The sequence below is a fragment of the Streptomyces sp. NPDC050610 genome (genome assembly GCF_040654875.1).
Classification (GTDB): Bacteria; Actinomycetota; Actinomycetes; order Streptomycetales; family Streptomycetaceae; genus Streptomyces.
Window position 1 is genome coordinate 91,451 of the sequence record NZ_JBFAIV010000004.1, and the last position, 26,028, is coordinate 117,478.

Annotated in this window: 20 protein-coding genes; 9 read left to right on the forward strand and 11 right to left on the reverse strand. The window is 72.4% G+C overall.

Going from position 1 to position 26,028, the window contains the following annotated elements; translation table 11 throughout:
- Positions 1-95: 95 nt before the first annotated feature.
- Entirely contained in the window at positions 96-923 is an 828-nt protein-coding gene (locus tag AB0I22_RS06515; RefSeq protein WP_363129528.1) for a chaplin, read from the forward strand.
- Between the two features lie 75 nt (positions 924-998).
- Here AB0I22_RS06515 and AB0I22_RS06520 read toward each other — a convergent pair whose 3' ends face one another.
- Positions 999-1,187, reverse strand: coding sequence for a DUF5703 family protein (locus AB0I22_RS06520; RefSeq protein WP_363129529.1), 189 nt, complete (start codon positions 1,185-1,187; stop codon positions 999-1,001).
- Between the two features lie 211 nt (positions 1,188-1,398).
- Between AB0I22_RS06520 and AB0I22_RS06525 the strand changes: the two genes are divergently transcribed.
- Positions 1,399-2,094: a hypothetical protein gene (locus AB0I22_RS06525; RefSeq protein WP_363129530.1), complete on the forward strand. Its 696-nt coding sequence runs from the start codon at positions 1,399-1,401 to the stop codon at positions 2,092-2,094.
- Between the two features lie 118 nt (positions 2,095-2,212).
- Here AB0I22_RS06525 and AB0I22_RS06530 read toward each other — a convergent pair whose 3' ends face one another.
- A complete protein-coding gene (locus AB0I22_RS06530) occupies positions 2,213-4,696 on the reverse strand; it encodes a helix-hairpin-helix domain-containing protein (RefSeq protein ID WP_363129778.1) in 2,484 nt (827 codons plus the stop codon).
- Positions 4,697-4,986: 290 nt separating this feature from the next.
- Positions 4,987-5,970 carry an aldo/keto reductase gene (locus AB0I22_RS06535; RefSeq protein ID WP_363129531.1) on the reverse strand — a complete coding sequence of 328 codons (984 nt, stop codon included), beginning with the start codon at positions 5,968-5,970 and terminating at the stop codon, positions 4,987-4,989.
- A gap of 127 nt (positions 5,971-6,097) precedes the next feature.
- Here AB0I22_RS06535 and AB0I22_RS06540 point away from each other — a divergent pair, with 127 nt between their 5' ends.
- Together AB0I22_RS06540 and AB0I22_RS06545 are read left to right on the forward strand one after the other, a co-directional pair.
- Positions 6,098-7,147 carry an LLM class F420-dependent oxidoreductase gene (locus AB0I22_RS06540; protein WP_363129532.1) on the forward strand — a complete coding sequence of 350 codons (1,050 nt, stop codon included), beginning with the start codon at positions 6,098-6,100 and terminating at the stop codon, positions 7,145-7,147.
- A 220-nt stretch (positions 7,148-7,367) separates the two neighbouring features.
- Entirely contained in the window at positions 7,368-8,156 is a 789-nt protein-coding gene (locus AB0I22_RS06545) for a ferritin-like domain-containing protein (RefSeq protein WP_363129533.1), read from the forward strand.
- Positions 8,157-8,269: 113 nt separating this feature from the next.
- Here the strand turns inward: AB0I22_RS06545 and AB0I22_RS06550 are convergent, their stop codons facing one another.
- The gene (locus AB0I22_RS06550; RefSeq protein ID WP_363129534.1) at positions 8,270-9,262 is read right to left on the reverse strand and encodes a magnesium and cobalt transport protein CorA; all 993 of its coding nucleotides are present in this window, start codon (positions 9,260-9,262) and stop codon (positions 8,270-8,272) included.
- 62 nt (positions 9,263-9,324) lie between these two features.
- On the opposite strand from AB0I22_RS06550, the gene AB0I22_RS06555 reads away from it, so the two are divergent.
- From AB0I22_RS06555 to mshC, 4 genes are all read left to right on the forward strand, one after another.
- Complete coding sequence (locus AB0I22_RS06555; RefSeq protein WP_363129535.1) at positions 9,325-10,026, forward strand: histidine phosphatase family protein; 702 nt, start codon at positions 9,325-9,327, stop codon at positions 10,024-10,026.
- 193 nt (positions 10,027-10,219) lie between these two features.
- On the forward strand, positions 10,220-10,810 hold the full coding sequence (locus AB0I22_RS06560) for a DUF3090 domain-containing protein (protein WP_363129536.1): 591 nt from the start codon (positions 10,220-10,222) through the stop codon (positions 10,808-10,810).
- Positions 10,774-11,811, forward strand: a complete 1,038-nt coding sequence (locus AB0I22_RS06565; protein ID WP_363129537.1) for an SCO1664 family protein — start codon at positions 10,774-10,776, stop codon at positions 11,809-11,811. The genes AB0I22_RS06560 and AB0I22_RS06565 overlap by 37 nt, the downstream gene beginning before the upstream one ends.
- 96 nt (positions 11,812-11,907) lie before the next feature.
- Positions 11,908-13,137 (forward strand): cysteine--1-D-myo-inosityl 2-amino-2-deoxy-alpha-D-glucopyranoside ligase, encoded by a 1,230-nt coding sequence (gene mshC / locus AB0I22_RS06570; protein ID WP_363129538.1) that lies wholly within the window; start codon positions 11,908-11,910, stop codon positions 13,135-13,137.
- Positions 13,138-13,249: 112 nt separating this feature from the next.
- Here the strand turns inward: mshC and AB0I22_RS06575 are convergent, their stop codons facing one another.
- The 7 genes from AB0I22_RS06575 to AB0I22_RS06605 all read right to left on the reverse strand — a co-directional run bounded on the left by AB0I22_RS06575 (position 13,250) and on the right by AB0I22_RS06605 (position 22,196).
- Positions 13,250-14,464, reverse strand: coding sequence for a PAC2 family protein (locus AB0I22_RS06575; protein WP_363129539.1), 1,215 nt, complete (start codon positions 14,462-14,464; stop codon positions 13,250-13,252).
- A 255-nt stretch (positions 14,465-14,719) separates the two neighbouring features.
- Positions 14,720-15,391, reverse strand: coding sequence for a FadR/GntR family transcriptional regulator (locus AB0I22_RS06580; RefSeq protein WP_363129540.1), 672 nt, complete (start codon positions 15,389-15,391; stop codon positions 14,720-14,722).
- A 283-nt stretch (positions 15,392-15,674) separates the two neighbouring features.
- Positions 15,675-17,075, reverse strand: a complete 1,401-nt coding sequence (locus AB0I22_RS06585) for a pyridoxal-phosphate dependent enzyme (RefSeq protein WP_363129541.1) — start codon at positions 17,073-17,075, stop codon at positions 15,675-15,677.
- Between the two features lie 120 nt (positions 17,076-17,195).
- The gene (locus AB0I22_RS06590) at positions 17,196-18,806 is read right to left on the reverse strand and encodes a glycerol-3-phosphate dehydrogenase/oxidase (RefSeq protein WP_363129542.1); all 1,611 of its coding nucleotides are present in this window, start codon (positions 18,804-18,806) and stop codon (positions 17,196-17,198) included.
- A gap of 5 nt (positions 18,807-18,811) precedes the next feature.
- Positions 18,812-20,338 carry a glycerol kinase GlpK gene (gene glpK / locus AB0I22_RS06595; RefSeq protein WP_363129543.1) on the reverse strand — a complete coding sequence of 509 codons (1,527 nt, stop codon included), beginning with the start codon at positions 20,336-20,338 and terminating at the stop codon, positions 18,812-18,814.
- A gap of 38 nt (positions 20,339-20,376) precedes the next feature.
- Positions 20,377-21,162, reverse strand: a complete 786-nt coding sequence (locus AB0I22_RS06600; protein WP_363129544.1) for an MIP/aquaporin family protein — start codon at positions 21,160-21,162, stop codon at positions 20,377-20,379.
- Positions 21,163-21,431: 269 nt separating this feature from the next.
- Entirely contained in the window at positions 21,432-22,196 is a 765-nt protein-coding gene (locus tag AB0I22_RS06605) for an IclR family transcriptional regulator (protein WP_363129545.1), read from the reverse strand.
- Positions 22,197-22,446: 250 nt separating this feature from the next.
- On the opposite strand from AB0I22_RS06605, the gene metH reads away from it, so the two are divergent.
- Positions 22,447-25,974: a methionine synthase gene (gene metH, locus AB0I22_RS06610; protein WP_363129546.1), complete on the forward strand. Its 3,528-nt coding sequence runs from the start codon at positions 22,447-22,449 to the stop codon at positions 25,972-25,974.
- Positions 25,975-26,028 lie beyond the last annotated feature (54 nt).

A 26,028-nucleotide genomic window follows, 5' to 3' on the forward strand; every position in this document is an offset into this window, starting at 1 on the left:
GTGTCCTGCGCTCCGGGGCCGCTGGGCATCCGGCGAGTGGGCGGCGAGCCCCCTCGCGTTTCGTAAGGCAGAGCAGAAGTCAGGGGAACGAAGCTATGCGACAGGTCGCGAGAAAAGGCCTGATCACCGTGGCGGCCGCGAGCGGCGTACTCGCCGCCACCGGCGGCTACGCGAACGCGGACTCGGGGGCGCGAGGCGGTGCCTCGCAATCGCCGGGCGTGCTGTCCGGCAATTCGGTGCAGGTTCCGCTGCACGTGCCGGTGAACGCGTGCGGCAACACAGTGAGCGTGATCGGGCTGCTCAACCCCACCACGGGGAACAAGTGCGCCAACGGTTCCGGCCACCACCATGGTCATGGCGGGAAGCCGGGCGGCCACGGCGGGGCCGTCGCGCACGGCGGCAACCACCACTCGCCCGGGATCGGGTCGGGCAACGGACTCCAGGTGCCGATCGACGTGCCGGTCAACGCCTGCGGCAACACCGCCAACGTGGTCGGCCTCGGCAACTCGACCACCGGCAACGACTGCGCCAATCCGGAGGGGCCCGGCCATCGGCCCACCGTGCCGCCCGAGCCCCAGCACCCGGGGCAGCCGCACCATCCGAACCAGCCGGGCCACCCCCACAACCCCGGTCACCACCCCGGTCACCACCCCCAGGAGCCAGGGCACTCGTCGCACACGCCGCCGACCGGCCGTGCGATCCCGCCCAACCCGAACACCAACCCCAAACCCAACCCGAATCCGGGAGAGCAGGGGTCCGGGATGTCGCGGGTGCACGACGTCGCGCCGTCCCCGCACACCGTGGGCGTCGAGGAGCTCGCCGAGACCGGCGCGGGTCAGCTGGGCACGGTCATTCCGGTCGGCGCCGGGCTGCTGCTGGGCGGCGCGGTGCTCTACCGCCGCTCCCGTGCGGCGCGGCACTGAGCGGATCGGGGCTCCGGCAGCGGCCGGGGCGAAGCGGAGCGGGCCCCGCCGGTGCGGGGCCCGTTTCACGCTCACTCACCATGTGGCGTGCAGCTGGCGGATGATCCGCCGCCGCAACCGCACCTTGCGGCTGCCGTCGGGATTGAGTCGAAGTCGGTCCAACTCCCAGTGTCCGTACTCGGCATGGTCGGTCAGCAGGCGCGTGGCCGCCTTGCGGGAGACCCCGCGTGGCATGTACACGTCGCAGAATTCGTATTCCGGCATCGCCACTATTGTGCTCGGTGCCAGCCGATTTCGGCACCCTGCGCCACACCGCGTCGCACCGCGCCGCGCGGCGGCCGACGTGCGAAATGTGAAGGATTGTGGACATTTGGCCACCCAGTCGTGGTCAAGTGCTGGGCCGTGTCGGGATATTCGCGTCTTGGCATCGCATCTACTGCGCGTGAACAGCCCAGGTGCGGATAGCGTCTGCACTATGTCTGATGCTGCGCAGCCAACCGCTGCCGAGGTACGTGCCGCCGCCGAGGCGGTCAAAGCCGCGCTGGATCGTCACCTCGACGCCGTCGAACGCCGGTCGGGGGAGGACGACCCGGACGTCTACGCCGCGTTCAACGAACTGGCCGCGGCCGCTGAGACGTACGACGAGCTGCTCTACGACGTCTACGACGAGGTAACGCCCTTCGAGATCCCCGGCGACGAGTCGCTGCCCGCGTACGCGGGGCCCGAGGAGCCCAGCGCGCTGAGCGTGCTGATCCGCCGCGACTACGCGGTGGCCGAGCCGCAGCGCCTCCTCGCCCAGGCGCAGCGGGTGGCCGACCTCGACCCGGACGTCGACACCGGGAACGGCACGGCGGGCGGGGCCGCGGGCATCGTCGGCAGCAGCGTGCACGCCGCGCTCGGAGTGCTCTTCGGCGAGTACGAACCGGACGAGATCGCCTCCCGGCACAAGGAGTTCGGCCTGGAGGAGGGCGACTCCACGCTCTGGGTCGCGGCTCTCGACGAACTGACCGAGCCGGGGGAGTGGCTGACCGCGCCGTTCGATCAGACGGATCCACAGCGGGTGGTGTGCCGCTTCGACGTCAGCTCGGTCTTCGACGAGGAGTTCGACGACGACGTGGAGGACATCGGCGACGAGGAGGACGACCTGGAGCCGCTCAGGCCGGAGCACTGACCCCGGCCGGACTCCGGCCTCCAGACCCTGGCCTCCAGACCCCGGCCTCCAGACCCCGGACTTCAGTCCGCGGACCGAGCGGACGGCCGGGCCACCGCTCGGTCGCCCGGCCCCCGGATCACTCCTCGGGCCTGCCCTGAGCCTGGAGCAGCGACCGCAGCCGGGTGGTACGCGGCTTCGCCGGCACCTCGGCGATGGCGCGGGGCAGCGCCTGGTCCACGCCGTGCACCACGGACAGATGCCGCTCGGCGCGGCTGAACGCGGTGTAGACCCAGGCGCGGTTCAGCGCCGCGGCGGCGTCGCCCGGCAGCACCACCACGGCGGCGGGCCAGCGGATGCCCGCCGCCTGGTGCGCGGTCACGGCCCAGCCGTGCCGCACCGTCTCGGCCACCCGTTCGCGCGGTACGAGGACGGGCGCGCCCGCGCACTCCAGGCGCAGCCCCTCGGCGTCCGCCGAGACCACGGTGCCGGCCGTCATCCGGCCCGGCGCCGGTACGTACGCGACCCGGTCGCCCGGGTCGAACCCGCCGAACCGGCCCGGCCCCGGGTTCAGCCGCTCCTTGAGCGCCGCGTTGAGCGCGCGCGTACCGGCCGACCCGCCATGGCCGGGCGTGATCACCTGCGTACGGTCCGAGGGGACGCCGATCGCGCGCGGGACGGAGTCGGCGACCAGCTGCACCGTGCGGTGCACCGCCTCTCCCGCGTCCCGCACCGGGACGATGACGACCTCCTTGCCGGGCGCCTCGACCTGGTTCAGTTCGCCGACGCCGATCCCCGAGACCAGCTCGCCGATCGGGCCCGGGTCCGGGGTGCGTGAGACGACCGCGGGGCAGACGCGGGCCGCCGCGACATCCGCGAACACCCGGCCGGGCCCTGCCGACCAGAGCGTTCCGGCGTCGCCGCTGAGGATCAGCCGGGCGCCGTCCGCCAGCGACTCCACGAGCATCGCCGCGGTCTCCACGTCGAGTTGCGGTGCGTCCAGCACGACGAGGAGATCGAGGGCGAGAGCGCCGTCCGCGTCGCGCCCGGGGCCTTCGACGCCGGCGAGCAGCCCTGAAACGGTGACCGCAGGGTCGTATGGGGCCTGGTCGGGCGGTCCTTGGCTGGTCGGGCCTGGGGCGAGCGGGCCTTCGTCGGTCGGGTCCTGGCCGGTCGGGGGCGGGCCGATGAGGGCGGCCGTCCGCTGCCTGCCGTCCTCGCTGTGCGTGGCCGCGTACGCGCGCAGCCCCCCGGCGCGCGCGGCGGCGACCAGGGCGGCGGGCTCGGCGCGGGCGGCTTCGCCGCCGGTGTGGGCCACCAGGCCGTTGCCGGCCGCGGCCCGGATCAGCTCGGCCGCCGAGGGGGACGGCGCACCGGCCGCCGCCCGCTCCCACGCCTCGGGGGCCATGCCGGCGCCGTCGTCCGTCGACAGGGCGTTGATGAGCCGGGCCAGGCCGTCGGCGAGGCTCTCCTCGGCCATGGCGTAGCGGTCCAGCCCCAGCAGCACGCGGACCGGCACCTCCGCGTCCTCGTCACCGCCGGCCGCCGCGCGCCCGGCTCCGGCCCCCGGCGTTTCGATCGCCTCCTGGAAGACGAGCACCGCGCCGTCGGCGATGGCGGTCTGAAGTGCCTCGTCCGGGTCCGGTACGGACTGCTGGGCGAGCGCCGCCCGCAGCGCCGACGACTCCAGCACGGCGTGCCCTTCGAGCGCGGCGCGCTCCAGCAGCCATGCGACGAGCGCCTGGGCGCGCCGCTCGTCGCCGGGTCCGCACTCGCCTCCGAGGAGGGCGCGCGCGAATCCGTCCGCCTGCTCGGGCCGTACGCCGGCCACCGCGAGCAGCTGCCACGGGTCCTCGTGCAGCGCCTCGGCGGCGCGCTCGCCAAGAGCGTCCACGGCCTTCTCGGCCAGCTGCTCGGGCGCCCCGCCCGCCGCGAGCACCTGCCGGACCCCGTCGAGGCCGGCGGCCGGCACCGGCCGGTGCGGGGGCGCGGGCGGGGCCGTGCGGGCGGCGTCGCGCTCCGGCACGGCGGAGGGCCGGGCCGCCGGTGAGGGCACGGGGGCGGAGGGGGCGGACGGGGGTGTCGCGGCCGGTGCCGGTTTCGGCCGGTTCGGTGTGCTGAAGAACGACGCGGCCGACCGTTCCCCGCTCTCGACGGCCCGCACGGCCGCGGCCAATGCCTCAGCGGCAGCGGACCGCCCGGGCTGCCCGCCCCCGGCGCCGCCGGAAGCGTCGTCCTGCTCGCGCGCGGTCGGGCGCGGTACGGACGCGCCTGCCCCCGCCCCGGCTTCCGGTGCTTCCGGTTCGGCCGCCGAGCTGTTGCCCGCAGCCTCCACGGACTCCACCGCGCCGTCGTCGGCCGCCCCCGGAACCCCACTGCTCGGTGCGGACGCTCCGAGATCCCCGACGCCCGGTGCGTCGGCATCCGGGGCGGGTGCACCCGGCGTGGTCGTGGTCGTGGCCTCGGCTCGGGCCGGCGAATCCTGCCGCGCGACGTTCGGCGCGACCGCCCCCGTTACGCCGGCATCTCGCGCGGAGTCCCCCGGCGCGCCACCGCTCGGCGCGGATGCCCCGGGCGCCCCGCCGTCCGGTACGGGCCCTCCCGCATCGTCGCCCTCCGGCACAGGCCCTCCCGCATCGTCGGAATTCGGCTCGGGAGCCTCCGACGTGTCCCCGGCCGGGGCCGGAGAATCGTGCTCGTCGCCGCCCCGCGCGGCCGCTCCCGGCGCGTCCTCGGCCGGACCGGACGCCGCCGGGCCCCCGGAGCCCGTAGGCGCCTCCGCCCCGTCGTCTCCCGGCGTGACCTCCGCCTGGCCCCCGTCCGCCGGTGCGGGCGTGTCCGGGGTGGTGCCTGCTGGTGTGGGCGCTGGGGCCTCGGGGGGCTCGGCGGCCTCGGGGGCGAGGCGGTCCGTGTTCACAGCGTGCTCCAGTCCTGGTCGGGATAGCGGTGCACGGGCGCCGACACGTCGTCGAGCGCCTGGCAGATCTCGTCAGGAAGCGTAAGGGCCTCCACTGACAACGCGGCTCTGAGCTGTTTCGCGTTGCGCGCGCCGACGATGGGGGCGGCCACACCGGGGCGGTCCCGCACCCAGGCCAGCGCCACCTGGAGGGACGTCGTGGCCAGGCCGTCCGCGGCGGTGGCGACGGCGTCGACGATGTGTCCCGCCGCCTCGTCCAGGTAGGGGGCCACGAAGGGGGCCAGCGCCTCGGACGCGCCGCGCGAGTCCGCCGGCGTGGCGTGCCGGTACTTGCCGGTGAGCACACCCCGGCCGAGCGGCGAGGACGGCAGCAGGCCCACCCCCAGGTCCAGCGCCGCGGGCAGCACCTCGCGCTCGATGCCGCGCTGGAGCAGGGAGTACTCCATCTGCGTACTGGCCAGCCGGGTACGCACGCCGGGCGCCCCCAACTGCCAGGTGGCGGCCTTGGCCAGCTGCCAGCCGGAGAAGTTGGACACCCCTGCGTACCGCGCCCGCCCGCTGCTGACCGCGATGTCCAGCGCCTGCAGCGTCTCGTCCAGTGGCGTCGCCGGGTCGAAGGCGTGCACCTGCCAAAGATCGACATGGTCGGTGCCCAGCCGCTCCAGCGACGCGTCGAGGGCGGAGAGCAGATGTCCGCGCGAACCGTCGAAGCGCCGGTCCGGATCGGGGACGCTGCCCGCCTTCGTCGCGATGACCAGGTCGCGGCGCGGCACCAGCCCCTCCATCAGCTGTCCGAGCAGATACTCCGCGCCGCCGTCCGCGTACACATCGGCGGTGTCGATCAGGGTGCCGCCCGCTTCCCAGAACGCCTTGATCTGATCCGCGGCGTCGTGCTCGCCGGTGTCCCGGCCCCAGGTGAGCGTGCCGAGCCCGATCCGGGATACGCGCAGTCCCGTGCGGCCGAGATGCCTTTGCTCCATGAGCGCTCAGATTAGTGGGCAGGGCACTTTCCGTGGCCGCCTGTGGATAACTCGACACTGACGTATCCGAGGTCCGCGCGCTAGAGTCCCCGCTACAGGGACGTTACTGATGAGTAAGGGGAGCGGTATGCGGCTTGGCATCAACCTCGGCTACTGGGGAGCCGGGATGGACTCGGACAATCTCGCGGTCGCCCGCGAGGCGGACCGCCTCGGCTACGCGGTCTGCTGGGCCGCCGAGGCGTACGGATCGGACGCCGCCACCGTGCTCTCCTGGGTGGCCGCGCAGACCGAGCGGATCGACGTCGGCTCCGCCATCTTCCAGATCCCCGCCCGTACCCCCTCGATGACGGCGATGACCGCCGCCACCCTCGACTCGCTCTCCGGCGGCCGGTTCCGGCTCGGCCTCGGCGTCTCCGGGCCGCAGGTCTCCGAGGGCTGGTACGGCGTCAAGTTCGACAAGCCGCTCGCCCGCACCCGCGAATACGTCGAGATCATCCGCAAGGCCATGTCCCGCGAGCGGCTCAGCCACGAGGGCGAGCACTGGACGCTGCCGCTCCCCGGCGGCCCCGGCAAGCCGATCAAGCTCACCGTGCACCCGGTACGCGAGCACATCCCGCTCTACATCGCCGCCATCGGCCCGAAGAACCTGGAGCAGACCGGCGAGATCGCCGACGGCGCGCTGCTCGTCTTCTTCTCGCCCGAACACGCCGAGGAGACCACGCTCGGCGCGCTCCGCGCCGGCCGCGCCAAGGCCGGCAAGGACCTCGACGGCTTCGACCTCGTACCCACCGTCCCCATGGCCGTCGGCGACGACGTGAACGCGCTCGCCGACCTCTTCCGCCCGTACACCGCCCTCTACGTCGGCGGCATGGGCAGCGCCAAGCAGAACTTCTACAACAAGCTCGCGCAGCGCATGGGGTACGGCAAGGAGGCCGCCGAGATCCAGGAGAAGTACCTCGCCGGGGACAAGGACGGCGCCGCCGCCGCGGTCCCGCGCGAGCTGATCGACTCCACCGCGCTGCTCGGCCCCGTGGAGCGGATCGCCGAGCGCATGCAGGCGTACGCCGAGGCCGGGGTCACCACCCTGTCGCTGGCCCCCGCCGGCTTCGCGCTCGACGAGCGGATCGCGGGGCTGCGGGCCGGCGTCGACGCCCTGGAGCGGGCCGGGCTCGCCTGACGCGTACGAGGCGGAAGCGCCGGGGGAAGTCCACGGCCGTGGTGGGGGCTCGGGGGTCTTCCCCGCCACGGCCGTCACCGAGCACAACGCCCCGACCGCCTCGGCGGTTACGCGCCGCGGGCGCCCCGGCTTCCGCCATTCGGCCTGACCTCCTGTTGCCCGGCCTCCCCGGCGGCGTTTGACTTTCCTTCGGCGGTCTTCGCGCTCGGAGGTGGCAGCGGTGCTTTCGGCCAAGGGCTTGTTCCAGGAGATTCTCGACAGCGATGAGGCGTTCCAACTGTTCTGCTCCATCGCGGCCGGCGGCGAGAGCCAGGGCGGCTGGGAGAACGGCCGGATCGCGGCCCTCGTCCCCGACGGCATGCGCGACCTCGCACCGAAGATCGCGCGGCACGGCGCGGACGAGGACAAGCACGGCCGTATCTTCCTCGCCCTGCTGCGCAACCGCGCTCTGGAACCGGTCGAGACCCCGCCGAGCACCGACTACACGATGCTCCTCGAACGCCGCGGCATCGGCCTCGCCCACGACCGGCTGCGCGCCGCCGAAGCCCTCAGCGAGCGGGACATCATCACCTACCTCACGCACAGTCGGGTCACCGAACAGCGCGCCGCCGGCCAGATGTCCATGCTGACCGGGCACTTCGGCGAGCACCCGCAGATCGGCCGGGCGATCCGGGTGATCTGCCGCGACGAGGAGAACCACCTCGCCTACTGCCACGAGGAACTCCTCCGCCTCGCCGCCCTCGGGCACGGCCGGCGGATCCAGGCGGCCCTGCGCCGCAGCGCCCTCGCCGAGATCGCCGTCTACCGGGACGTATCGCTCGCCGTCATGGACCGCATGGGCCGCATCCTGGGCTGGCCGCGCGCCAAGGCCGCGGTGATCGCCGGAGCCATCCGCGCCGTGTACGCGTACGAGCGGGCCGGCGGCTGGTGGCGGATGGTCGACCTGCGGATGCCCGAGCGCCGCGACGCCCTCGGCGGGCCCGCGCCCCGCGCCGTCGGGCTCGCCTGAGGCCGAGCACCCGCCCGTACGCCCGTAGGCGGCCCGTACGTCCGGTGGCGCCCCTACGCCCGGTGGTGCCCGTACGCTCGCAGGCGCCCGTACGTACCGGTGGCGACCGCCCCCTACAGCCAGCCCCTGCGCTTGAACATGCGGTGCAGCCAGAAGACGAGCCCCGCCATGAACAGGATCACCGCCGGATAGCTCCACGAATACGCCAGTTCCGGCATGTGCTCGAAGTTCATGCCGTATATCCCCGCGACCATCGTCGGGACCGCCGCCATCGCCGCCCACGCGGAGATCTTCCGCATGTCGTCGTTCTGCCGCACCCCCGTCTGCGCGAGATGCGCGGAGAGGATGTCGGACAGCAGCCGGTCCAGCCCCTCCACATAGTCGTTCGCGCGCGTCAGATGGTCGCTGACGTCGCGGAAGAACGGCTGCGACGCTGCGTGCACGTACGGCAGTCCGGCGCTCGCAAGCCGGGACATCGGCTCCGCGAGCGGGCCGGTGGCCCGGCGGAACTCCACGACCTGGCGCTTGAAGGCGTAGATCCGGCCCGCCATGCGCTTGGTGTCCCCGCCGGCCGGGGCGAACACCTCGGCCTCCAACTCCTCCAGGTCCACCTGCAGTTCCGCCGCCACGTCGATATAGGTGTCGACGACCGCGTCGCTCACCGCGTACATGACCGCCGTGGGCCCGTGCTGGAGCACCTTGGGGTCCGCCTCCAGCCGGTGCCGCACCTGGGTGAGCGGGCTGCCCCGGCCGTGCCGGACCGTGACCACGAAGGAGTCGCCGACGAAGACCATCAGCTCGCCCGTGGCGACCGTATCGGCGTCCTCGTCGTACTCGACCGGCTTGAGCACCAGGAAGAGCGAGTCGTCGTAGACCTCCAGCTTGGGCCGCTGGTGGGCGGCGAGCGCGTCCTCCACGGCCAGCGGGTGCAGACCGAACTCGCTGGTCACGAGCGCGAATTCGCTTTCGGTGGGCTCGTGCAGCCCGATCCACAGGAAGGAATGCCCCTCGGCGCGCGCCTCGTCCAGCGCGTCCGAGAAGTCGGCGGGGCCGTCGGTGCGGCGCCCGTCGCGGTAAATGGCGCAGTCCACGATCACGGAGAGCATTCTTCCGCCCCCCACTGGGATGTACACCAGGCATGGGCAAAGGCGAGTCGTAGGGTGGCGCCATGCCCACGTTGATCCTTGTCCGGCACGGCCGGTCCACCGCCAACACCGGGGGAGTGCTCGCGGGCTGGACCCCCGGCATCGCCCTCGACGAGCGCGGCGCGGCGCAGGCGGCCGGGCTCCCGGCCCGCCTGGCGCGGCTGCCGCTCGCCGCCGCCGTCACCAGTCCCCTCCAGCGCTGCCAGGAGACCCTCGCCCCGCTCCTCGCCGACCGGCCCGACCTCGCTCTGCATACCGACGACCGGATCGGCGAGTGCGATTATGGCGACTGGTCCGGGCGCAAACTCGCCGAGCTCTTCGACGAACCGCTGATGACCGTCGTCCAGCAGCACCCGTCGGCCGCCGCCTTCCCCGGCGGCGAGTCCATACGGGAGATGCAGGTGCGCGCGGTGAACGCGGTCCGGGAGTGGAACCAGCGGATCGAGGACGAGCACGGCGCCGACGCCGTCTACCTCATGTGCACGCACGGCGACATCGTCAAGGCGCTCGTCGCCGACGCCCTCGGCATGCACCTCGACCTGTTCCAGCGCATCGCCGTCGACCCCTGCTCGGTGACCGCGATCCGGTACACCCGGCTGCGCCCGTTCCTGCTGCGGCTCGGCGACACCGGAGACTTCGGCGGTCTGCTGCCGCCCGAGGGCCCCGCCGCGGAAGGCGGCGAAGCGGGTGACGCGGCGGTGGGCGGTGGCTCCGGAGCGCCGTGATCGACGCGCGCAGTAGGGTGGTGGCGCGGTGCGGCCCGCTCGGTCGCCGAGCCGGTGCGTCCGCCGGACCGGCGGCAGGGGCGGCACCGCGCGGTTGAGCACCACCGCGGCCGGTCCGCCGGCCGTAATTCTGTAATCCGTATATTTCGTATTTCGCATATTTTTCGCAGTCGATGACAAATGGAGCAGGACGTTGTCCCGTCAGGTGTTCCTCTACGACCCGCCGGACCGCTTCGTCGCCGGTACGGTCGGGCTGCCTGGCCGCCGTGCCTTCTTCCTGCAAGCCACCGCGGCCGGCCGGACGACCAGCGTCGCGCTGGAGAAGACGCAGGTCGAAGCGCTCGCCGAGCGCATCGACGAACTCCTCGACGAGGTGGTGCGCCGCACCGGCGGCAACGCCCCCGTGCCGGCCGTCGCCCCCGCCGAGGTCGCCGACACCGCGCCCCTGGAGACCCCCGTCGAGGAGGAGTTCCGGGTCGGCACCATGGCCCTGGCCTGGGACGGCGAGGAACAGCGCATGGTGGTCGAGGCGCAGGCCCTCGTCGAGCTCGACGCCGACTCCGAGGAGGACCTCGCCGAGGCCGAGGAGCGGCTGCTCCAGGACGAGGCGAACGGTCCGCCGATGCTCCGCGTACGGCTCACCGGGCTGATGGCCCGCGAATTCGCCAAGCGCGCCCTGGAACTCGTCAACGCCGGCCGCCCGCCGTGCCCGCTGTGCAGTCTGCCGCTCGACCCGGAGGGACACGTATGCCCGCGCCAGAACGGATATCGCCGCGGGGCGTGACGCCGCCGCCCGAGCTGCTGACGCTCGGCGAGCTGACGGTGCACGGGAGGGTGCGTGAAGCCTCCAACGCGGTGCTGTACTGCACGGTCGCGTACGAGGGCCACAGCGCGGCGTGCGTGTACAAGCCGGTGGCGGGGGAGCGGCCGCTGTGGGACTTCCCCGACGGCACCCTCGCGCAGCGCGAGGTGGCCTCGTACGAGCTGTCCGAGGCCATGGGCTGGAGCCTGATCCCGCAGACCGTGCTGCGCGACGGGCCGTACGGGCAGGGCATGTGCCAGCTGTGGGTGGAGCCGACGGCCGATGGCGCGGGTGATGGTGAGGGCGGCGCCGACGCTGACGCCGATCGGGCTGAGGACGGCGGTCGGGCTGAGGACGCCGATCGGGTTGGGGACGGCGGTCCTGTCGAAGACGGCGAACGCTCCGAGAACGGCCACTGCTCCGAAGCCGCCGACCGCCCCGGAAACGGCGGCCGTCCCCGAAACGGTGACCTCTCCGACGAGGTCGCGCTCGGCGGCGCCGCCGGGCTGCTGGCGCTGATCGAGGGCGAGGAGCCCGGCCCCGGCTGGAAGGCCATCGGCTTCGCCGAGGTCGGCGAGGGCCGCACCGCGCTGCTGGTGCACGCGGACGACGTACGGCTGCGCAGGCTGGCCGTGCTCGACGCCGTGATCAACAACGGCGACCGCAAGGGCGGCCATCTCCTGCCCGCCTCCGATGGTCACTTTTACGCCATCGACCACGGAGTGACCTTCAACGCGGACGACAAGCTGCGCACCCTGCTGTGGGGCTGGGCGGGCGAGCCGCTGCCGGCGGACGCGCTGGACGCGCTGCGGCGGCTTTCGGCCGACCTGGCCGTCGGCGGGCCGCTCGTCGCCCGACTGGCCGAGTTGATCACCGCCGTCGAAATCGAGGCCCTCAGGGGCCGTGTCGCCGATCTTCTGCGGACCGGGCGGCACCCCGTGCCCAGCGGGGAGTGGCCCGCGATCCCCTGGCCACCGGTCTGACCCAGCACGTTGCCGGGGGTCGCGCAAGACCGCCTTACCAGCCAACGACCGCTATCCGGTTCGTATACGGACACTGCATCCGGTTACGCTCAAGACATGTATGCCTGGCCCGCTTCTGAGGTGCCCGCCCTGCCTGGCAGTGGCCGCGACCTCCGAATCCACGACACCGCGACCGGCGGCCGAGTCTCCCTCGCCCCCGGTCCCGTCGCCCGTATCTACGTCTGCGGCATCACGCCCTACGACGCCACCCATATGGGGCACGCGGCGACCTACAACGCGTTCGACCTCGTGCAGCGCGTGTGGCTCGACACCAAGCGGCAGGTTCAGTACGTCCAGAACGTCACCGACGTCGACGACCCGCTGCTGGAGCGGGCCGTACGCGACGGGCAGGACTGGACAGCCCTCGCCGAGCGCGAGACGGCCCTGTTCCGCGAGGACATGACCGCACTGCGCATGCTCCCGCCCCAGCACTACGTCGGCGCCGTCGAATCCATACCCGGCATCGTCCCCCTCGTCGAACGGCTGCGCGACATCGGCGCCGCCTACGAACTCGACGGCGACGTCTACTTCTCCGTGGAGTCCGACCCGCACTTCGGCGGCGTCTCCGGGCTCGACGCCGAGGCCATGCGGCTGCTCTCCGCCGAGCGCGGCGGCGACCCCGAGCGGCCCGGCAAGAAGAACCCGCTCGACCCGATGCTGTGGATGGCCGCCCGCGAGGGCGAGCCCAGCTGGGACGGCGCCTCGCTCGGCCAGGGCCGCCCCGGCTGGCACATCGAGTGTGTGGCCATCGCCCTCGACCACCTCGGCATGGGCTTCGACGTGCAGGGCGGCGGCTCCGACCTCGCCTTCCCGCACCACGAGATGGGCGCCTCCCACGCCCAGGCGCTGACCGGCGAGTACCCCTTCGCCAAGGCGTACGTGCACGCCGGCATGGTCGGCCTGAACGGCGAGAAGATGTCCAAGTCCAAGGGCAACCTCGTCTTCGTCTCCCAGCTGCGCCGGGACGGCGTGGACCCCGTCGCCATCCGGCTCGCCCTCCTCGCCCACCACTACCGCGCGGACTGGGAGTGGACGGACGGCGTCCTGGCCGAGGCCGTGGAGCGGCTCGACCGCTGGCGCGCCGCCGTGTCGCGCCCCGACGGGCCCTCGGCCGACGCGCTCGTCGAGGAGATCCGCGAGGCGCTCGCGGACGACCTCGACGCGCCGGCCGCGCTCGCCGCGGTGGACCGCTGGGCCGCCGCACAGACCGCCGGCGGCGGCGCCGACGAGGGCGCGCCCGGCGTGGTCTCCCGCGCCGTCGACGCGCTGCTCGGCGTGGCACTCTGACGGGAACGGGGCATAGGAAGGGGCGCTTCCCGTTGCGGGAAGCGCCCCTCTATCCGTTCTGTCCGTATGGCGTAGGCCTTTTCGGCCCCGACCCGGCCCGCGAGCGGGCCTTTCAGCCCTCGCCGTCCTTCTTCCCGGCCCCGTCGTCCCCGTCGTCCTTCTCGGCCCGGTCGTCCGGGCCTTCGGAAGCCGGGCCGCCCTCGGCGTCGGCGCCGCCCTGGACGTCAGAGTCATCCTCGGCGTCCGGACCGCTCTTGGCGTCAGAGTCATCCTTTGCCTCAGAGCCGCCCTTGGCGTCCGGGCCCCGGTCCCGGTCACAGCCGGAACCGGACTCCGGGCCGGGCCTCAGCCCCGGCGGATCGTCCTTCGCAGTCGGCTTCCTCGGGCGCGTACGGCCGCTGGACGTGTCACGGAGATACGATCCGTCGCGGCCGTCCGCGACCCCGCCCTCCGTGGCGTGCCCGCCCGGCTGTCCCGGTCCCGGCTGGCCGTCGCGCCGGCGCAGATAGCGCTCGAACTCGCGGGCGATGGCCTCGCCGGACGCCTCCGGCAGCTCGGCCGTGTCGCGCGCCTCCTCCAGCGACTGCACGTACTCCGCGACCTCGCTGTCCTCCGCCGCCAGTTGATCCACGCCCAGCTGCCAGGCGCGGGCGTCCTCCGCCAGCTCGCCGAGCGGTACGCGCAGGTCGATGAGGTCTTCGAGGCGGTTGAGCAGGGCCAGGGTGGCCTTCGGGTTCGGCGGCTGCGACACGTAGTGCGGCACCGCCGCCCACAGGCTCACCGCCGGCACGCCCGCGTGCGCGCACGCTTCCTGGAGGATGCCCACGATGCCGGTCGGACCCTCGTACCGGGTCTCCTCCAGATCCATCGTGCGCGCCAGGTCCGCGTCGGAGGTCACGCCGCTGACCGGCACCGGCCGGGTGTGCGGGGTGTCGCCGAGCAGCGCGCCCAGCACCACCACCATCTCGACGCCCAGCTCGTGCGCGAAGCCCAGGATCTCGTTGCAGTACGAGCGCCAGCGCATGCTCGGCTCGATGCCGCGCACCAGCACGAGGTCGCGCGGCTTCGCGCCGCCGGTGCGGACCACGGAGAGCCGGGTCGTCGGCCAGGTGACCTTGCGGACCCCGCCGTCCAGCCACACGGTGGGCCGGTTGACCTGGAAGTCGTAGTAGTCCTCGGCGTCGAGCGCCGCGAAGACCTCGCCCTTCCACTCCCGGTCCAGGTGCCCGACCGCGGAGGAGGCGGCGTCGCCGGCGTCGTTCCACCCTTCGAAGGCACAGATCATGACCGGGTCGATCAGCTCGGGAACCCCCTCAAGCTCGATCACCCAGCGCCTCCTTCCGACCGGGGCGGACGGCTCGTGCCGCCACCGGTTTGCAGTTCCAATGCGTGCGCCCCAAGCCTACGGCTTCCAGGGCCCCTCACCGCAGCCCCTGTGCACGGACGAGTACCCATTCATCCGAGGTGTCCCCAGCCCTCTCCCGGCCAACTTCACTCGGGCCACAACCGTCGTGTTCCTGGGCGGACCGGCGTCCGAAACGTCCGACGTCCGCACGGCCGCTGAACAGCTCCTGAACAGCCGCTACAGGGTCGAGCGCAGCCACTGCTCCACGCTCGCGATGTGCACCGTCGCCCAGGACCGGGCCGCCTCAGCGTCGCGGTCCCGCAGCGCGCCCACGATCGCCCGGTGCTCGTGCAGGGTGCGGCTCACGGCGTCCTCCTGGGTCAGGCCGCGCCACACCCGCGCGCGCGTGGTCGGCCCGGAGAGCCCGTCCAGCAGCGAGCACAGCACGGAGTTTCCGGAGGACTGGACGATGCCTCGGTGGAACTCCAGGTCGCAGGCGACCAGCTGCTCCACCGAGGGCTGCGGCCCCAGCTTCTCCAGCTGGGCGCTGAGCGCGTCCAGGGTGGCGTCGCTGATGTGCGCGCAGGCCATCGCCGTGGCCGCCGGCTCCAGGATGCGGCGGACCGCCAGGAACTCCAGCACCGTGTCGTCCCGGTGGAAGTCGACGACGAAGCTCAGCGCCTCCAGCAACAGCTGCGGATCGAGGCTCGTGACGTACGTGCCGTCGCCCTGGCGTACGTCCAGGATGCGGATGAGCGAGAGCGCCCGTACGGCCTCGCGCAGCGAGTTGCGCGACAGGCCCAGCTCCGCCGCGAGCTCGCTCTCCTTGGGCAGCCGGTCGCCCGGCCGCAGCGCCCCGGAGACGATCATCCCCTTGATCTTCTCGATCGCCTCGTCAGTGACCGCCATCTTGACCCTCCCCGCGTCGGACCCGCCCGGACTCGACGCGGCACCGCTTCCGTACCGCCTCGGCCGCCACGTCGATACATCCGATGTCTGGCCCCATTATGGACCTGACGTGCCCTCGGTTCCCTTGGTTCACACCTCGGCCGTGCTCCGGGGGAGTCGGCGACCGGGGCGCCGTCCGGGCCACCGGCGTGGCCGAAAACCGTACGGTCCGTGCCCGTCCGCCGCCCGGTACGGCCGCACCACTGCCCGTACCGCCGCACACAACGACCCCCAGGGACAACCCTCACCCCATGGCCGTACGCAGCGCGGAGCGGCCGACGACACCGTGCACCTTGCCGTCGAGCAGCACCACCGCGGCCTCGGCGGCCTGCTCCTCCAGCGCGGCCAGCGCCGCCGCCGCGGACTCGCCGCGCCCCACGAGCGGCAGCGCGGGCGCCGCGTGGGACGCCACCGGGTCGCCCCCGCGCGCCGTCCCCGACTCCACCGCCGCGCGCAGCCGCTCCGCCGAGACCGCGCCGATCACCTCGGGCGCCATCACGGGCCGGTCCGGGCGGAGCGCGACCGTGGTCACCAGCACCGTGTCGCCGTCCAGCAGCCCTGCCTTCCGTGCCGTGGCCAGCGACTCCTCGACGGTGTCGGTGGGGCGTACGTGCGGGCCCACGGCCGTGATCCGCGCGTCGCCCACCGAGGGCAGCGCGCCGTCCGAGTCCAGGAACCCCCAGCGCCGCAGCCAGCCGTCGTCGTGCACCTTGGAGAGGTAGTTGCGGCCCGAGTCCGGCAGCAGCACCACGACGAGGTCGTCCGGGCCGAGCCCGGCCGCGATCCGCAGCGCGGCGGCCACCGCTGTCCCCGCCGAGCCGCCGGCCAGCAGCCCCTCCTCGCGCGCCAGCCGACGCGCCGTCAGCAGCGACTCCCGGTCGGGGATCGTCTCGAACCGGTCGACGACCGGCGGGTGGTAGGAGGACGGCCACAGGTCCTCCACCGTCTCGGGGTGCACGAAGTGGCCGATGCTCTCCACGAAGTACGGGCGTCCGTCGCCGCCCGAGTAGACGGACGCCTCGGGGTCCGCGCCGACGACCGTGACCCGGCCGTCGCTGACCTCCTTCAGGTACTCGCCGGTCCCGGTGATCGTGCCGCCGGTGCCCACCCCGGCCACCAGGTGCGTGACGCGCCCCTCGGTCTGCCGCCAGATCTCCGGGCCCGTGCCGCGGTAGTGGGCCAGCGGGTTGGCCGGGTTGTCGTACTGGTCGGCGTGCCAGGCGCCGGGGGTCTCGGCGGCGATGCGCGCGGCCGTCTCGTGGACGTGGTCCGGGTGCTCGCGCGGCACCCCGCTCGGGCAGACGACGACCTCGGCGCCGTACGCCCGCAGCAGCGCGATCTTCTCGCCGCTGCTCTTGTCGGGGATCGCGAAGACGCATCGGTAGCCGCGCTGGGCGGCGACCATGGCCAGCCCCGCTCCGGTGTTGCCGGAGGTGCCCTCGACGACGGTGCCGCCGGGGCGCAGCAGTCCGGCCTCCTCGGCGGCGTCGACCATCGCCACGGCGGCGCGGTCCTTCACGCTGCCGCCGGGGTTGACGTATTCGAGTTTCGCGAAGACGGGGGCGGTCAGGGCGCCGGTCACACGGTTGAGCCGGACCAGGGGGGTGCCGCCGACCGCGTCGACCAGAGATGCGTACACGTCCATGCCCGGATCGTAGGCGCATCCGTACGCGGCGGGGGAGGGCCGTCCGTACCGGCGCATCCGTACGCGGAAGGGGAGGGCCGCCCGTACCGGACGACCCTCCCCTCGACGGCTGTCGGTGTGTCAGCCCTTCTTGCCCAGCAGGTCCTTGACCTTGGCGCGGACGTCGTCCGTGGCCAGGCCGCGGATCGTCAGGGTCGTGCGGCGGCGCAGCACGTCGTCCTCGGTCTCGGCCCACTCGTGGTCGCGGGCGTAGACGGCCTGCGCCCAGATCTCGGGGGCGTCGGGGTGGATGCGCTCGGCCAGCTCCGGGTTCTCGTTCGCCATGCGGGCGATCTCGAAGGACAGCGAGCCGTAGTGCGTGGCCAGGTGGCGCGCGGTCTCCGGGGCCATCCGGACGCCGTTCGATCCGCCGTCGACCAGCAGCCGGTGGGTGACCGCGTCCGGGTTGGCGATGCCGGGCAGCGGCATGTGCTTGGGCAGCTGCGAGATGGGCTCCATGTCGCTGCCGAGCGGGTGGCCCGGAAGCTGCGCGAGCTTGTTCATCACGGTGCGGCCGATGTGCCGGAAGGTGGTCCACTTGCCGCCGGCGACCGACAGCATGCCGCCGCTGCCCTCGGTGACGACCGTCTCGCGCTTGGCCTTGGAGGTGTCGCCGGGGCCGCCCGGCAGCACCCGCAGACCGGCGAAGGAGTACGTGATCAGGTCGCGGGAGAGCTGCTGGTCCCGGACGGAGAACGCGGCCTCGTCGAGGATCTGCGATATGTCCTTGTCGTTGACGGCGACGTCCCGCGGGTCGCCCTCGTACTCCTCGTCGGTGGTGCCGAGCAGGAGCATGTCCTCCCAGGGGAGGGCGAAGGTGATGCGGTACTTGTCGATCGGGGTCGCCAGCGCCGCGTTCCAGGGGGAGGTGCGCTTGAGGACCAGGTGCGCGCCCTTGGAGAGGCGGATGCTGGGGGCCGCGTTCTTGTCCTCCATCGCGCGGAGGTGGTCCACCCAGGGGCCGGTGGCGTTGAGCACCAGGCGGGCGTCGACGCCGAACTCGGCGCCGTCCACGCCGTCCTTGAGCTCCGCGCCGGTGACCTTGCCGTGCGTGAAGCGCAGGCCGGTGACCTCGGCGTGGTTCAGGACCGTCGCGCCGGCCTCGACCGCGGCCCGTACGGTCATCAGCGCCATACGGGCGTCGTTCATCTGGCCGTCGCCGTAGACCGCGACCGCCTTGAGGTTGTCGGTCCGCAGCTCCGGCACGTCCCGCGCGGCCTTGTCGGCGCTGATGACGTGGCCGACGCCGTCGCGGAACGCGGACAGCGCGGAGTACGCGAAGACGCCCGCGCCGAGCTTGGCCGCGCCGTGCGGGCCGCCCTTGTAGACGGGCAGGTAGAAGGTGAGCGGGTTGGACAGGTGCGGGGCGACGTCGTGGGAGACGGCGCGGCGCTCGAAGTGGTTCTCGGCGACGAGCTTGACGGCGCCGGTCTGGAGGTAGCGCAGGCCGCCGTGGAGCAGCTTGGAGGAGGCGGAGGAGGTGGCGCCGGCGAAGTCGCCGGCGTCCACCATGGCCACCCGCAGTCCGGACTGCGCGGCGTGCCAGGCAACGGTGATGCCCAGAATGCCGCCGCCGATCACCAGGAGGTCGTACGTAGCCTTGTTCAGCTGTTCCCGGGTCTCGGCGCGGCTCGGGTTCGAACCGGCAGCCGGGTGCGTCCCGAGGGCCGGGACGCTCTGCAGGGTGCTCATGTTGATTACTCCTCGTCCTCGATCCAGCCCATGGTCCGCTCGACGGCCTTGAGCCAGTTCTTGTACTCGCGGTCACGCGTGGCCGCGTCCATCCGGGGGGTCCATTCGGCGGCCCGGCGCCAGTTGGCGCGCAGGGCGGCGGTGTCCGGCCAGAAGCCGACGGCCAGGCCGGCGGCGTAGGCCGCGCCGAGGCAGGTGGTCTCGGCGACCATCGGGCGCACCACGGGGGCGTCCAGGAAGTCCGAGAGGGTCTGCATCAGCAGGTTGTTGGAGGTCATGCCGCCGTCGACCTTGAGCGAGGTCAGCTCGACGCCGGAGTCCTTGGTCATGGCGTCGGTGATCTCGCGGGTCTGCCAGGCGGTGGCCTCAAGCACGGCACGGGCGATGTGCGCCTTGGTGACGTAGCGGGTCAGGCCGGCGATGACGCCGCGCGCGTCGGAGCGCCAGTAGGGGGCGAAGAGGCCGGAGAAGGCGGGCACGAAGTACGCGCCGCCGTTGTCCTCGACCGAGCTGGCGAGCGTCTCGATCTCGGCCGCGCTCTTGATCAGGCCCATCTGGTCGCGCATCCACTGCACCAGCGAGCCGGTGACGGCGATCGAGCCTTCGAGGGCGTAGACCGGCTTCTCGGTGCCGATGCGGTAGCCGACGGTCGTCAGCAGCCCGTTGTAGGAGTTGACGGGCTCCTCGCCGGTGTTCATCAGCATGAAGGTGCCGGTGCCGTAGGTGGACTTGGCCTCGCCCTCGGAGAAGCAGGTCTGGCCGAACAGGGCCGCCTGCTGGTCGCCGAGCGCGGAGGCCACCGGCACGCCGTCCAGCGCGCCGCCCTTGGCGGTGCCGTAGACCTCGGCGGAGGAGCGGATCTTCGGCAGCACCTCGGCCGGGATCTGCATGGAGGTGAGGATCTTGGAGTCCCACTCCAGGCCGCGCAGGTTCATCAGCATGGTGCGGGAGGCGTTGGTGACGTCGGTGACGTGCACGCCGCCGTCGGTGCCGCCGGTGAGGTTCCAGATGACCCAGGAGTCCATGGTGCCGAAGAGGATCTCGCCGCGCTCGGCGCGCTCGCGCAGGCCCTCGACGTTGTCGAGCATCCAGCGGATCTTGGGGCCGGCGAAGTAGCTGGCCAGTGGGAGGCCGGTCTCCCGGCGGAAGCGGTCCTGGCCGACGTTGCGGCCGAGCTCCTTGCAGAGCGCGTCGGTGCGGGTGTCCTGCCAGACGATGGCGTTGTGCACGGGCTCGCCGGTGGCCTTGTCCCACATCAGCGTGGTCTCGCGCTGGTTGGTGATGCCGATGGCCTTGACGTCGGAGGCGGTGATGCCCGCCTTCTCGACGGCGCCGGCCACCACGTGCTGGACGTTGGCCCAGATCTCGGTGGCGTCGTGTTCGACCCAGCCCGGCTTCGGGAAGATCTGCTCGTGTTCCTTCTGCTCGACGGCGACGATGCGGCCGTCGCGGTCGAAGACGATGCAGCGGCTGGAGGTGGTGCCCTGGTCGATCGCGGCGATGAACGGGCCGGTGGTGTGTGCGTCGGTCACGGTGTGCTCCTGGAAGTTCTGTGGTCTCGGCGGGGGGCTCAGGCGAAGGCGAGCTGGTAGATGCCGCCGGCGAGGGCGCCGCCGAGCAGCGGGCCGACGACGGGGATCCAGGCGTAGCCCCAATCGGAGCCGCCCTTGTTGGGCAGCGGCAGCAGAGCGTGCACGATGCGGGGACCGAGGTCACGTACCGGGTTGATGGCGTAGCCGGTCGGGCCACCCAGCGAGAGGCCGATGCTGGTCACGACGAGAGCCGTCATGAGCACGCCGGTTCCGGAGACGCCCAGGCCCTTGGTGAGGCCCTGGGTGAGGATCGCGAGGACGAGCACGGTAGTGGCGATGATCTCGGTGGCGACGTTCTGCACCACGTTGCGGACCTCGGGGCCGGTGGAGAAGATCCCGAGCACCGGGCCGGCCTTGGGGGCGGTCGACTTGTCGACCATGCCCTCCTGGCCGTTGTGCTCGGCCAGCACCTCGGGGTCGGTGAGGTGGGCCTTGAAGAGGCCGTAGTACGTGATCCACATCAGCACCGCGCCGATCATGGCGCCGAGAATCTGGGAGCCGAAGTAGAGCGGTACGTCGCTCCACTTGGTCGTGCCCTCGATGGCCAGGCCGACCGTGACGGCCGGGTTGAGGTGGGCGCCGGACCGCTGGGCGATGTACGCGCCGGTCAGGACGGCGAAGCCCCAACCGAAGGCGACCGCGACCCAGCCGGCCTGGAAGGCCTTCGAGCGCTTGAGGGTGACAGCGGCGCAGACGCCGCCGCCGAGCAGAACCAGTACGGCGGTGCCGATGGTCTCGCCAGTGAAGATATCGGAGCTGGACACCAGTGACTCCTTTGTCCTTCGTCCAGATGGACACCGAGAAACGCCGTACCCCGGGTCCCTCCGGTGGTCCGCGCCCTCGGTGAGGGCGGGTCGGCCCGCGGCAATGTCCACCATAGCGAATATTGTCGTCAGGTGTTCGACAATGCCGACCGACGAACGGCAGTTTTGTCCACTGCTAAGTGCCCGTCAAGAGTCATGTGACCGAAAACTCTCGGCCATGTAGGCGTAACTTTTCGGTCGGACGAGCGACCCGAAGAGTGTCGAAAGCGTCAGAAACGGCCCGCGCCGAGGTCGCGAGAGACAGCACGGGCGCAGTCCCGCACGGCCGCGACCAGCTGCGCACGCAGCTCGCCGCCCTCGCACACCCGCTCCACCGCGCCGGTGATCCCGACCGCGCCCACCGGCATCCGCCGCCGGTCGTGGATGGGGGCGGCGACCGACGCGACGCCGTCCCACGTCTCCTCCACATCCGAGGCCCAGCCACGGGCCCGGGTGAGGTCCAGCACACTTTCGAAGTCGGCCAGGCCGGTCACGGTCCGCGAGGTGAACGCCTCGCGCTCGGCCTCGATCGCCTCGCTGTGCGCCACCGGGTCGTACGCGGAGACCACCTTGCCCAGCGCGGTGCTGTGCAGCGGCTGCATCGCGCCCACCTCCAGCACCTGGCGGCTGTCGTCGGGCCGGAAGACATGGTGGATGACCAGCACGCCCTGCTGATGCAGCACGCCCAGATAGACGCTCTCGCCGCTGGAGCGCGCCAGGTCGTCCGCCCACACCAGGGCGCGGGCGCGCAGCTCGTGCACGTCGAGGAAGCTGTTGCCCAGCCGCAGCAGCTCCGCGCCCAGCTGGTAGCGGCCCGAGGCGGGATCCTGCTCGACGAAGCCCTCCTGCTGGAGGGTGCGCAGAATGCCGTGGGCGGTGCCCTTCGCGAGCCCCAGCGAGGAGGCCACGTCGGACAGGCCCAGGCGCCGCTCGCCGCCGGCCAGCAGCCGCAGCATCGCCGCTGCCCGTTCCAGCGACTGGATGGTCCGAGCCACCGCGCAACCTCCTCCACAAGCCGTTCGACAATGCTGAACACTATCGGTCGATGCCGACCCCGCGGTACCCGTACGAGCCCGTTCAGTGCCGGACCAGTCTTCATCGAGCCGCGGTACAGCCGCCCGCCCGGAGACCGTCCGCCTCGTGGGACGTCCGTACCGCCCCTTGTGCTGCCCGCTACCCTGGCCGGGTGCGCCACCCACCGGAAGGCGCAAAGCCGACAGCCGTCGCAACCCTGGGAGCAGTTCCATGGCCGTGAAATCGCCATCCTCCGCAAGCGCAGCCCGAGCAGCCGAACTCCGTGAGGCGCTCGCCTCGCGAGTGGTGGTGGCGGACGGGGCGATGGGCACGATGCTCCAGGCGCAGGACCCGAGCCTGGCGGACTTCCAGGACCTCGAAGGCTGCAACGAGATCCTGAACATCACCCGCCCGGACATCGTCCGCTCGGTCCACCAGGAGTACTTCGCCGTCGGCGTGGACTGCGTCGAGACCAACACCTTCGGCGCCAACCTCGCCGCCCTCGGCGAGTACGACATCCCCGAGCGCGTCTTCGAACTCTCCGAGGCCGGCGCGCGCATCGCCCGCGAGGTCGCCGACGAGTTCGCCGCCGACGGCCGCCCGCGCTGGGTGCTCGGCTCCGTGGGCCCCGGCACCAAACTGCCGACCCTCGGCCACGCCCCGTACCCGGCGCTGCGCGACGCCTACCAGCAGAACGTCGAGGGCCTGATCGCGGGCGGCGCCGACGCCATCCTGGTGGAGACCACCCAGGACCTGCTCCAGACCAAGTCCTCGGTGATCGGCGCCCGCCGGGCGCTCGCGGCCACCGGCGCGGACCTCCCGCTGCTCGTCCAGGTGACCGTCGAGACCACCGGCACCATGCTGCTCGGCTCCGAGATCGGCGCGGCCCTGACCGCGCTGGAACCGCTCGGCATCGACATGATCGGCCTGAACTGCGCCACCGGCCCCGCCGAGATGAGCGAGCACCTGCGCTACCTCTCCCGGCACGCCCGCACCCGCGTCTCCGCCATGCCCAACGCCGGCCTGCCGGTGCTCGGCAAGGACGGCGCGCACTACCCGCTCTCCCCGGGCGAGCTGGCCGACGCGCACGAGACCTTCGTCCGCGAGTACGGGCTGTCGCTGATCGGCGGCTGCTGCGGCACCACCCCCGAACACCTGCGGCAGGTCGTCGAGCGGGTACGGGGCATGGAGCCCACCGCCCGCAGCCCGCGCCCCGAACCGGGCGCGGCCTCCCTCTACCAGACCGTCCCGTTCCGCCAGGACACCGCCTACCTCGCGATCGGCGAGCGCACCAACGCCAACGGCTCGAAGAAGTTCCGCGAGGCCATGCTGGCCGAGCGCTGGGACGACTGCGTGGAGATGGCCCGCGACCAGATCCGCGAGGGCGCGCACCTGCTCGACCTCTGCGTGGACTACGTGGGCCGGGACGGCGCGGCCGACATGGCGGAGATCGCCGGCCGGTTCGCCACCGCCTCCACCCTGCCCATCGTGCTGGACTCCACGGAGCCCGCGGTGCTCCAGGCGGGACTGGAGAAGCTGGGCGGCCGGGCCGTCATCAACTCCGTCAACTACGAGGACGGCGACGGCCCCGAGTCGCGTTTCGCCCGCGTCACCACGCTGGCGGCGGAGCACGGCGCCGCCCTCATCGCGCTGACCATCGACGAGAAGGGTCAGGCGCGCACCCCCGAGGAGAAGGTCGCCGTCGCGGAGCGGCTCATCGCGGACCTCACCGGCAACTGGGGAATCCTGGAGCCGGACATCCTCATCGACTGCCTGACCTTCACCATCTGCACCGGCCAGGAGGAGTCCCGCAAGGACGGCATCGCCACCATCGAGGCGATCCGGGAGCTCAAGCGCCGCCACCCCGACGTGCAGACCACGCTCGGCCTGTCCAACATCTCCTTCGGCCTCAACCCGGCCGCCCGCATGGTGCTCAACTCCGTCTTCCTCGACGAGTGCGTAAAGGCCGGCCTGGACTCGGCGATCGTGCACGCCTCGAAGATCCTGCCGATCGCCCGGCTGGAGGACGAGCAGCGCGAGGTGGCCCTCGACCTGATCTACGACCGGCGGCGCCCCGCACAGGGCGACGAGCCCGGCTACGACCCCCTCCAGCGGTTCCTGGAGCTCTTCGACGGCGTCGACACCAAGTCGATGAAGGCCGGCAAGGCCGAGGAGCTGCTCGCGCTGCCGCTGGACGAGCGGCTCCAGCGCCGCATCATCGACGGCGAGAAGAACGGGCTGGCCGCCGACCTCGACGAGGCGCTCGTCGACCGCCCGGCGCTGGAGATCGTCAACGACACGCTGCTGGCCGGGATGAAGGTCGTCGGCGAGCTGTTCGGCTCCGGCCAGATGCAGCTGCCGTTCGTCCTCCAGTCCGCCGAGGTGATGAAGACGGCGGTCGCCCACCTCGAACCGCACATGGAGAAGTCCGACGACGACGGCAAGGGCACGATCGTGCTGGCCACCGTCCGCGGCGACGTCCACGACATCGGCAAGAACCTCGTCGACATCATCCTGTCCAACAACGGCTACAACGTCGTCAACCTCGGCATCAAACAGCCCGTCTCCGCGATCCTGGAGGCCGCCGAAGAGCACCGGGCCGACGTGATCGGCATGTCCGGGCTCCTGGTCAAGTCCACGGTGATCATGAAGGAGAACCTGGAGGAGCTCAACCAGCGCAACATGGCCGCCGACTTCCCCGTCATCCTCGGCGGCGCCGCGCTGACCCGCGCCTACGTGGAGCAGGACCTGCACGAGATCTACGAGGGCGAGGTGCGCTACGCACGCGACGCCTTCGAGGGGCTGCGGCTGATGGACGCCCTCATCGCCGTCAAGCGCGGCGTCCCCGGCGCCACCCTCCCCGAGCTCAAGCAGCGCCGCGTCCCCAAGCGCGAGACGCCCCTCCCGGAGGCCGAGGAGACGGACGAGGGGCCCGTACGCTCCGACACCGCGACCGACAACCCCATCCCCGCCCCGCCCTTCTGGGGCACACGGGTGATCAAGGGCATCGGCCTCAAGGACTACGCGTCCTGGCTGGACGAGGGCGCCCTCTTCAAGGGCCAGTGGGGCCTCAAGCAGGCCCGTACGGGCGACGGGCCCAGCTACGAGGAACTGGTGGAGAGCGAGGGCCGGCCCCGGCTGCGCGGCTGGCTGGACAAGCTGCACACCGACAACCTCCTGGAAGCCGCCGTGGTCTACGGCTACTTCCCGTGCGTCGCCAAGGGCGACGACCTGATCGTGCTGCACGAGGACGGTTCCGAGCGGACCCGCTTCACCTTCCCGCGCCAGCGCCGCGGCCGCCGCCTCTGCCTGGCGGACTTCTTCCGGCCGCAGGAGTCGGGGGAGACGGACGTGGTGGGCTTCCAGGTCGTCACCGTCGGTTCGCGGATCGGCGAGGCCACCGCCGAGCTCTTCGGCTCCGACTCCTACCGCGACTACCTGGAGCTGCACGGCCTGTCCGTGCAGCTGGCCGAGGCCCTCGCCGAGTACTGGCACGCGCGGGTACGGGCCGAGCTCGGCTTCGCGGGCGAGGACCCCGCCGACGTCGAGGACATGTTCGCGCTCAAGTACCGCGGCGCGCGCTTCTCGCTGGGCTACGGGGCCTGCCCCGACCTGGAGGACCGGGCGAAGATCGCCGCGCTCCTGGAGCCCGAGCGGATCGGCGTGGAGCTCTCGGAGGAGTTCCAGCTCCACCCCGAGCAGTCCACGGACGCGATCGTCATCCACCACCCCCAGGCGAAGTACTTCAACGCCCGCTGACGCCGCCGGGGGCCCGCGCCGGAGCGGCCACGGGCCCCCGGGCCGTGAACCGCG

Coding starts and splice junctions, on each gene's coding strand:
- AB0I22_RS06515 (WP_363129528.1), top strand. CDS start 96: ATGCGACAGGTCGCGAGAAAAGGCCTGATCACCGTGGCGGCCGCGAGC.
- AB0I22_RS06520 (WP_363129529.1), bottom strand. CDS start 1,187: ATGCCGGAATACGAATTCTGCGACGTGTACATGCCACGCGGGGTCTCC.
- AB0I22_RS06525 (WP_363129530.1), top strand. CDS start 1,399: ATGTCTGATGCTGCGCAGCCAACCGCTGCCGAGGTACGTGCCGCCGCC.
- AB0I22_RS06535 (WP_363129531.1), bottom strand. CDS start 5,970: ATGGAGCAAAGGCATCTCGGCCGCACGGGACTGCGCGTATCCCGGATC.
- AB0I22_RS06540 (WP_363129532.1), top strand. CDS start 6,098: ATGCGGCTTGGCATCAACCTCGGCTACTGGGGAGCCGGGATGGACTCG.
- AB0I22_RS06550 (WP_363129534.1), bottom strand. CDS start 9,262: ATGCTCTCCGTGATCGTGGACTGCGCCATTTACCGCGACGGGCGCCGC.
- AB0I22_RS06555 (WP_363129535.1), top strand. CDS start 9,325: ATGCCCACGTTGATCCTTGTCCGGCACGGCCGGTCCACCGCCAACACC.
- AB0I22_RS06565 (WP_363129537.1), top strand. CDS start 10,774: ATGCCCGCGCCAGAACGGATATCGCCGCGGGGCGTGACGCCGCCGCCC.
- mshC (WP_363129538.1), top strand. CDS start 11,908: ATGTATGCCTGGCCCGCTTCTGAGGTGCCCGCCCTGCCTGGCAGTGGC.
- AB0I22_RS06580 (WP_363129540.1), bottom strand. CDS start 15,391: ATGGCGGTCACTGACGAGGCGATCGAGAAGATCAAGGGGATGATCGTC.
- AB0I22_RS06585 (WP_363129541.1), bottom strand. CDS start 17,075: ATGGACGTGTACGCATCTCTGGTCGACGCGGTCGGCGGCACCCCCCTG.
- AB0I22_RS06590 (WP_363129542.1), bottom strand. CDS start 18,806: ATGAGCACCCTGCAGAGCGTCCCGGCCCTCGGGACGCACCCGGCTGCC.
- metH (WP_363129546.1), top strand. CDS start 22,447: ATGGCCGTGAAATCGCCATCCTCCGCAAGCGCAGCCCGAGCAGCCGAA.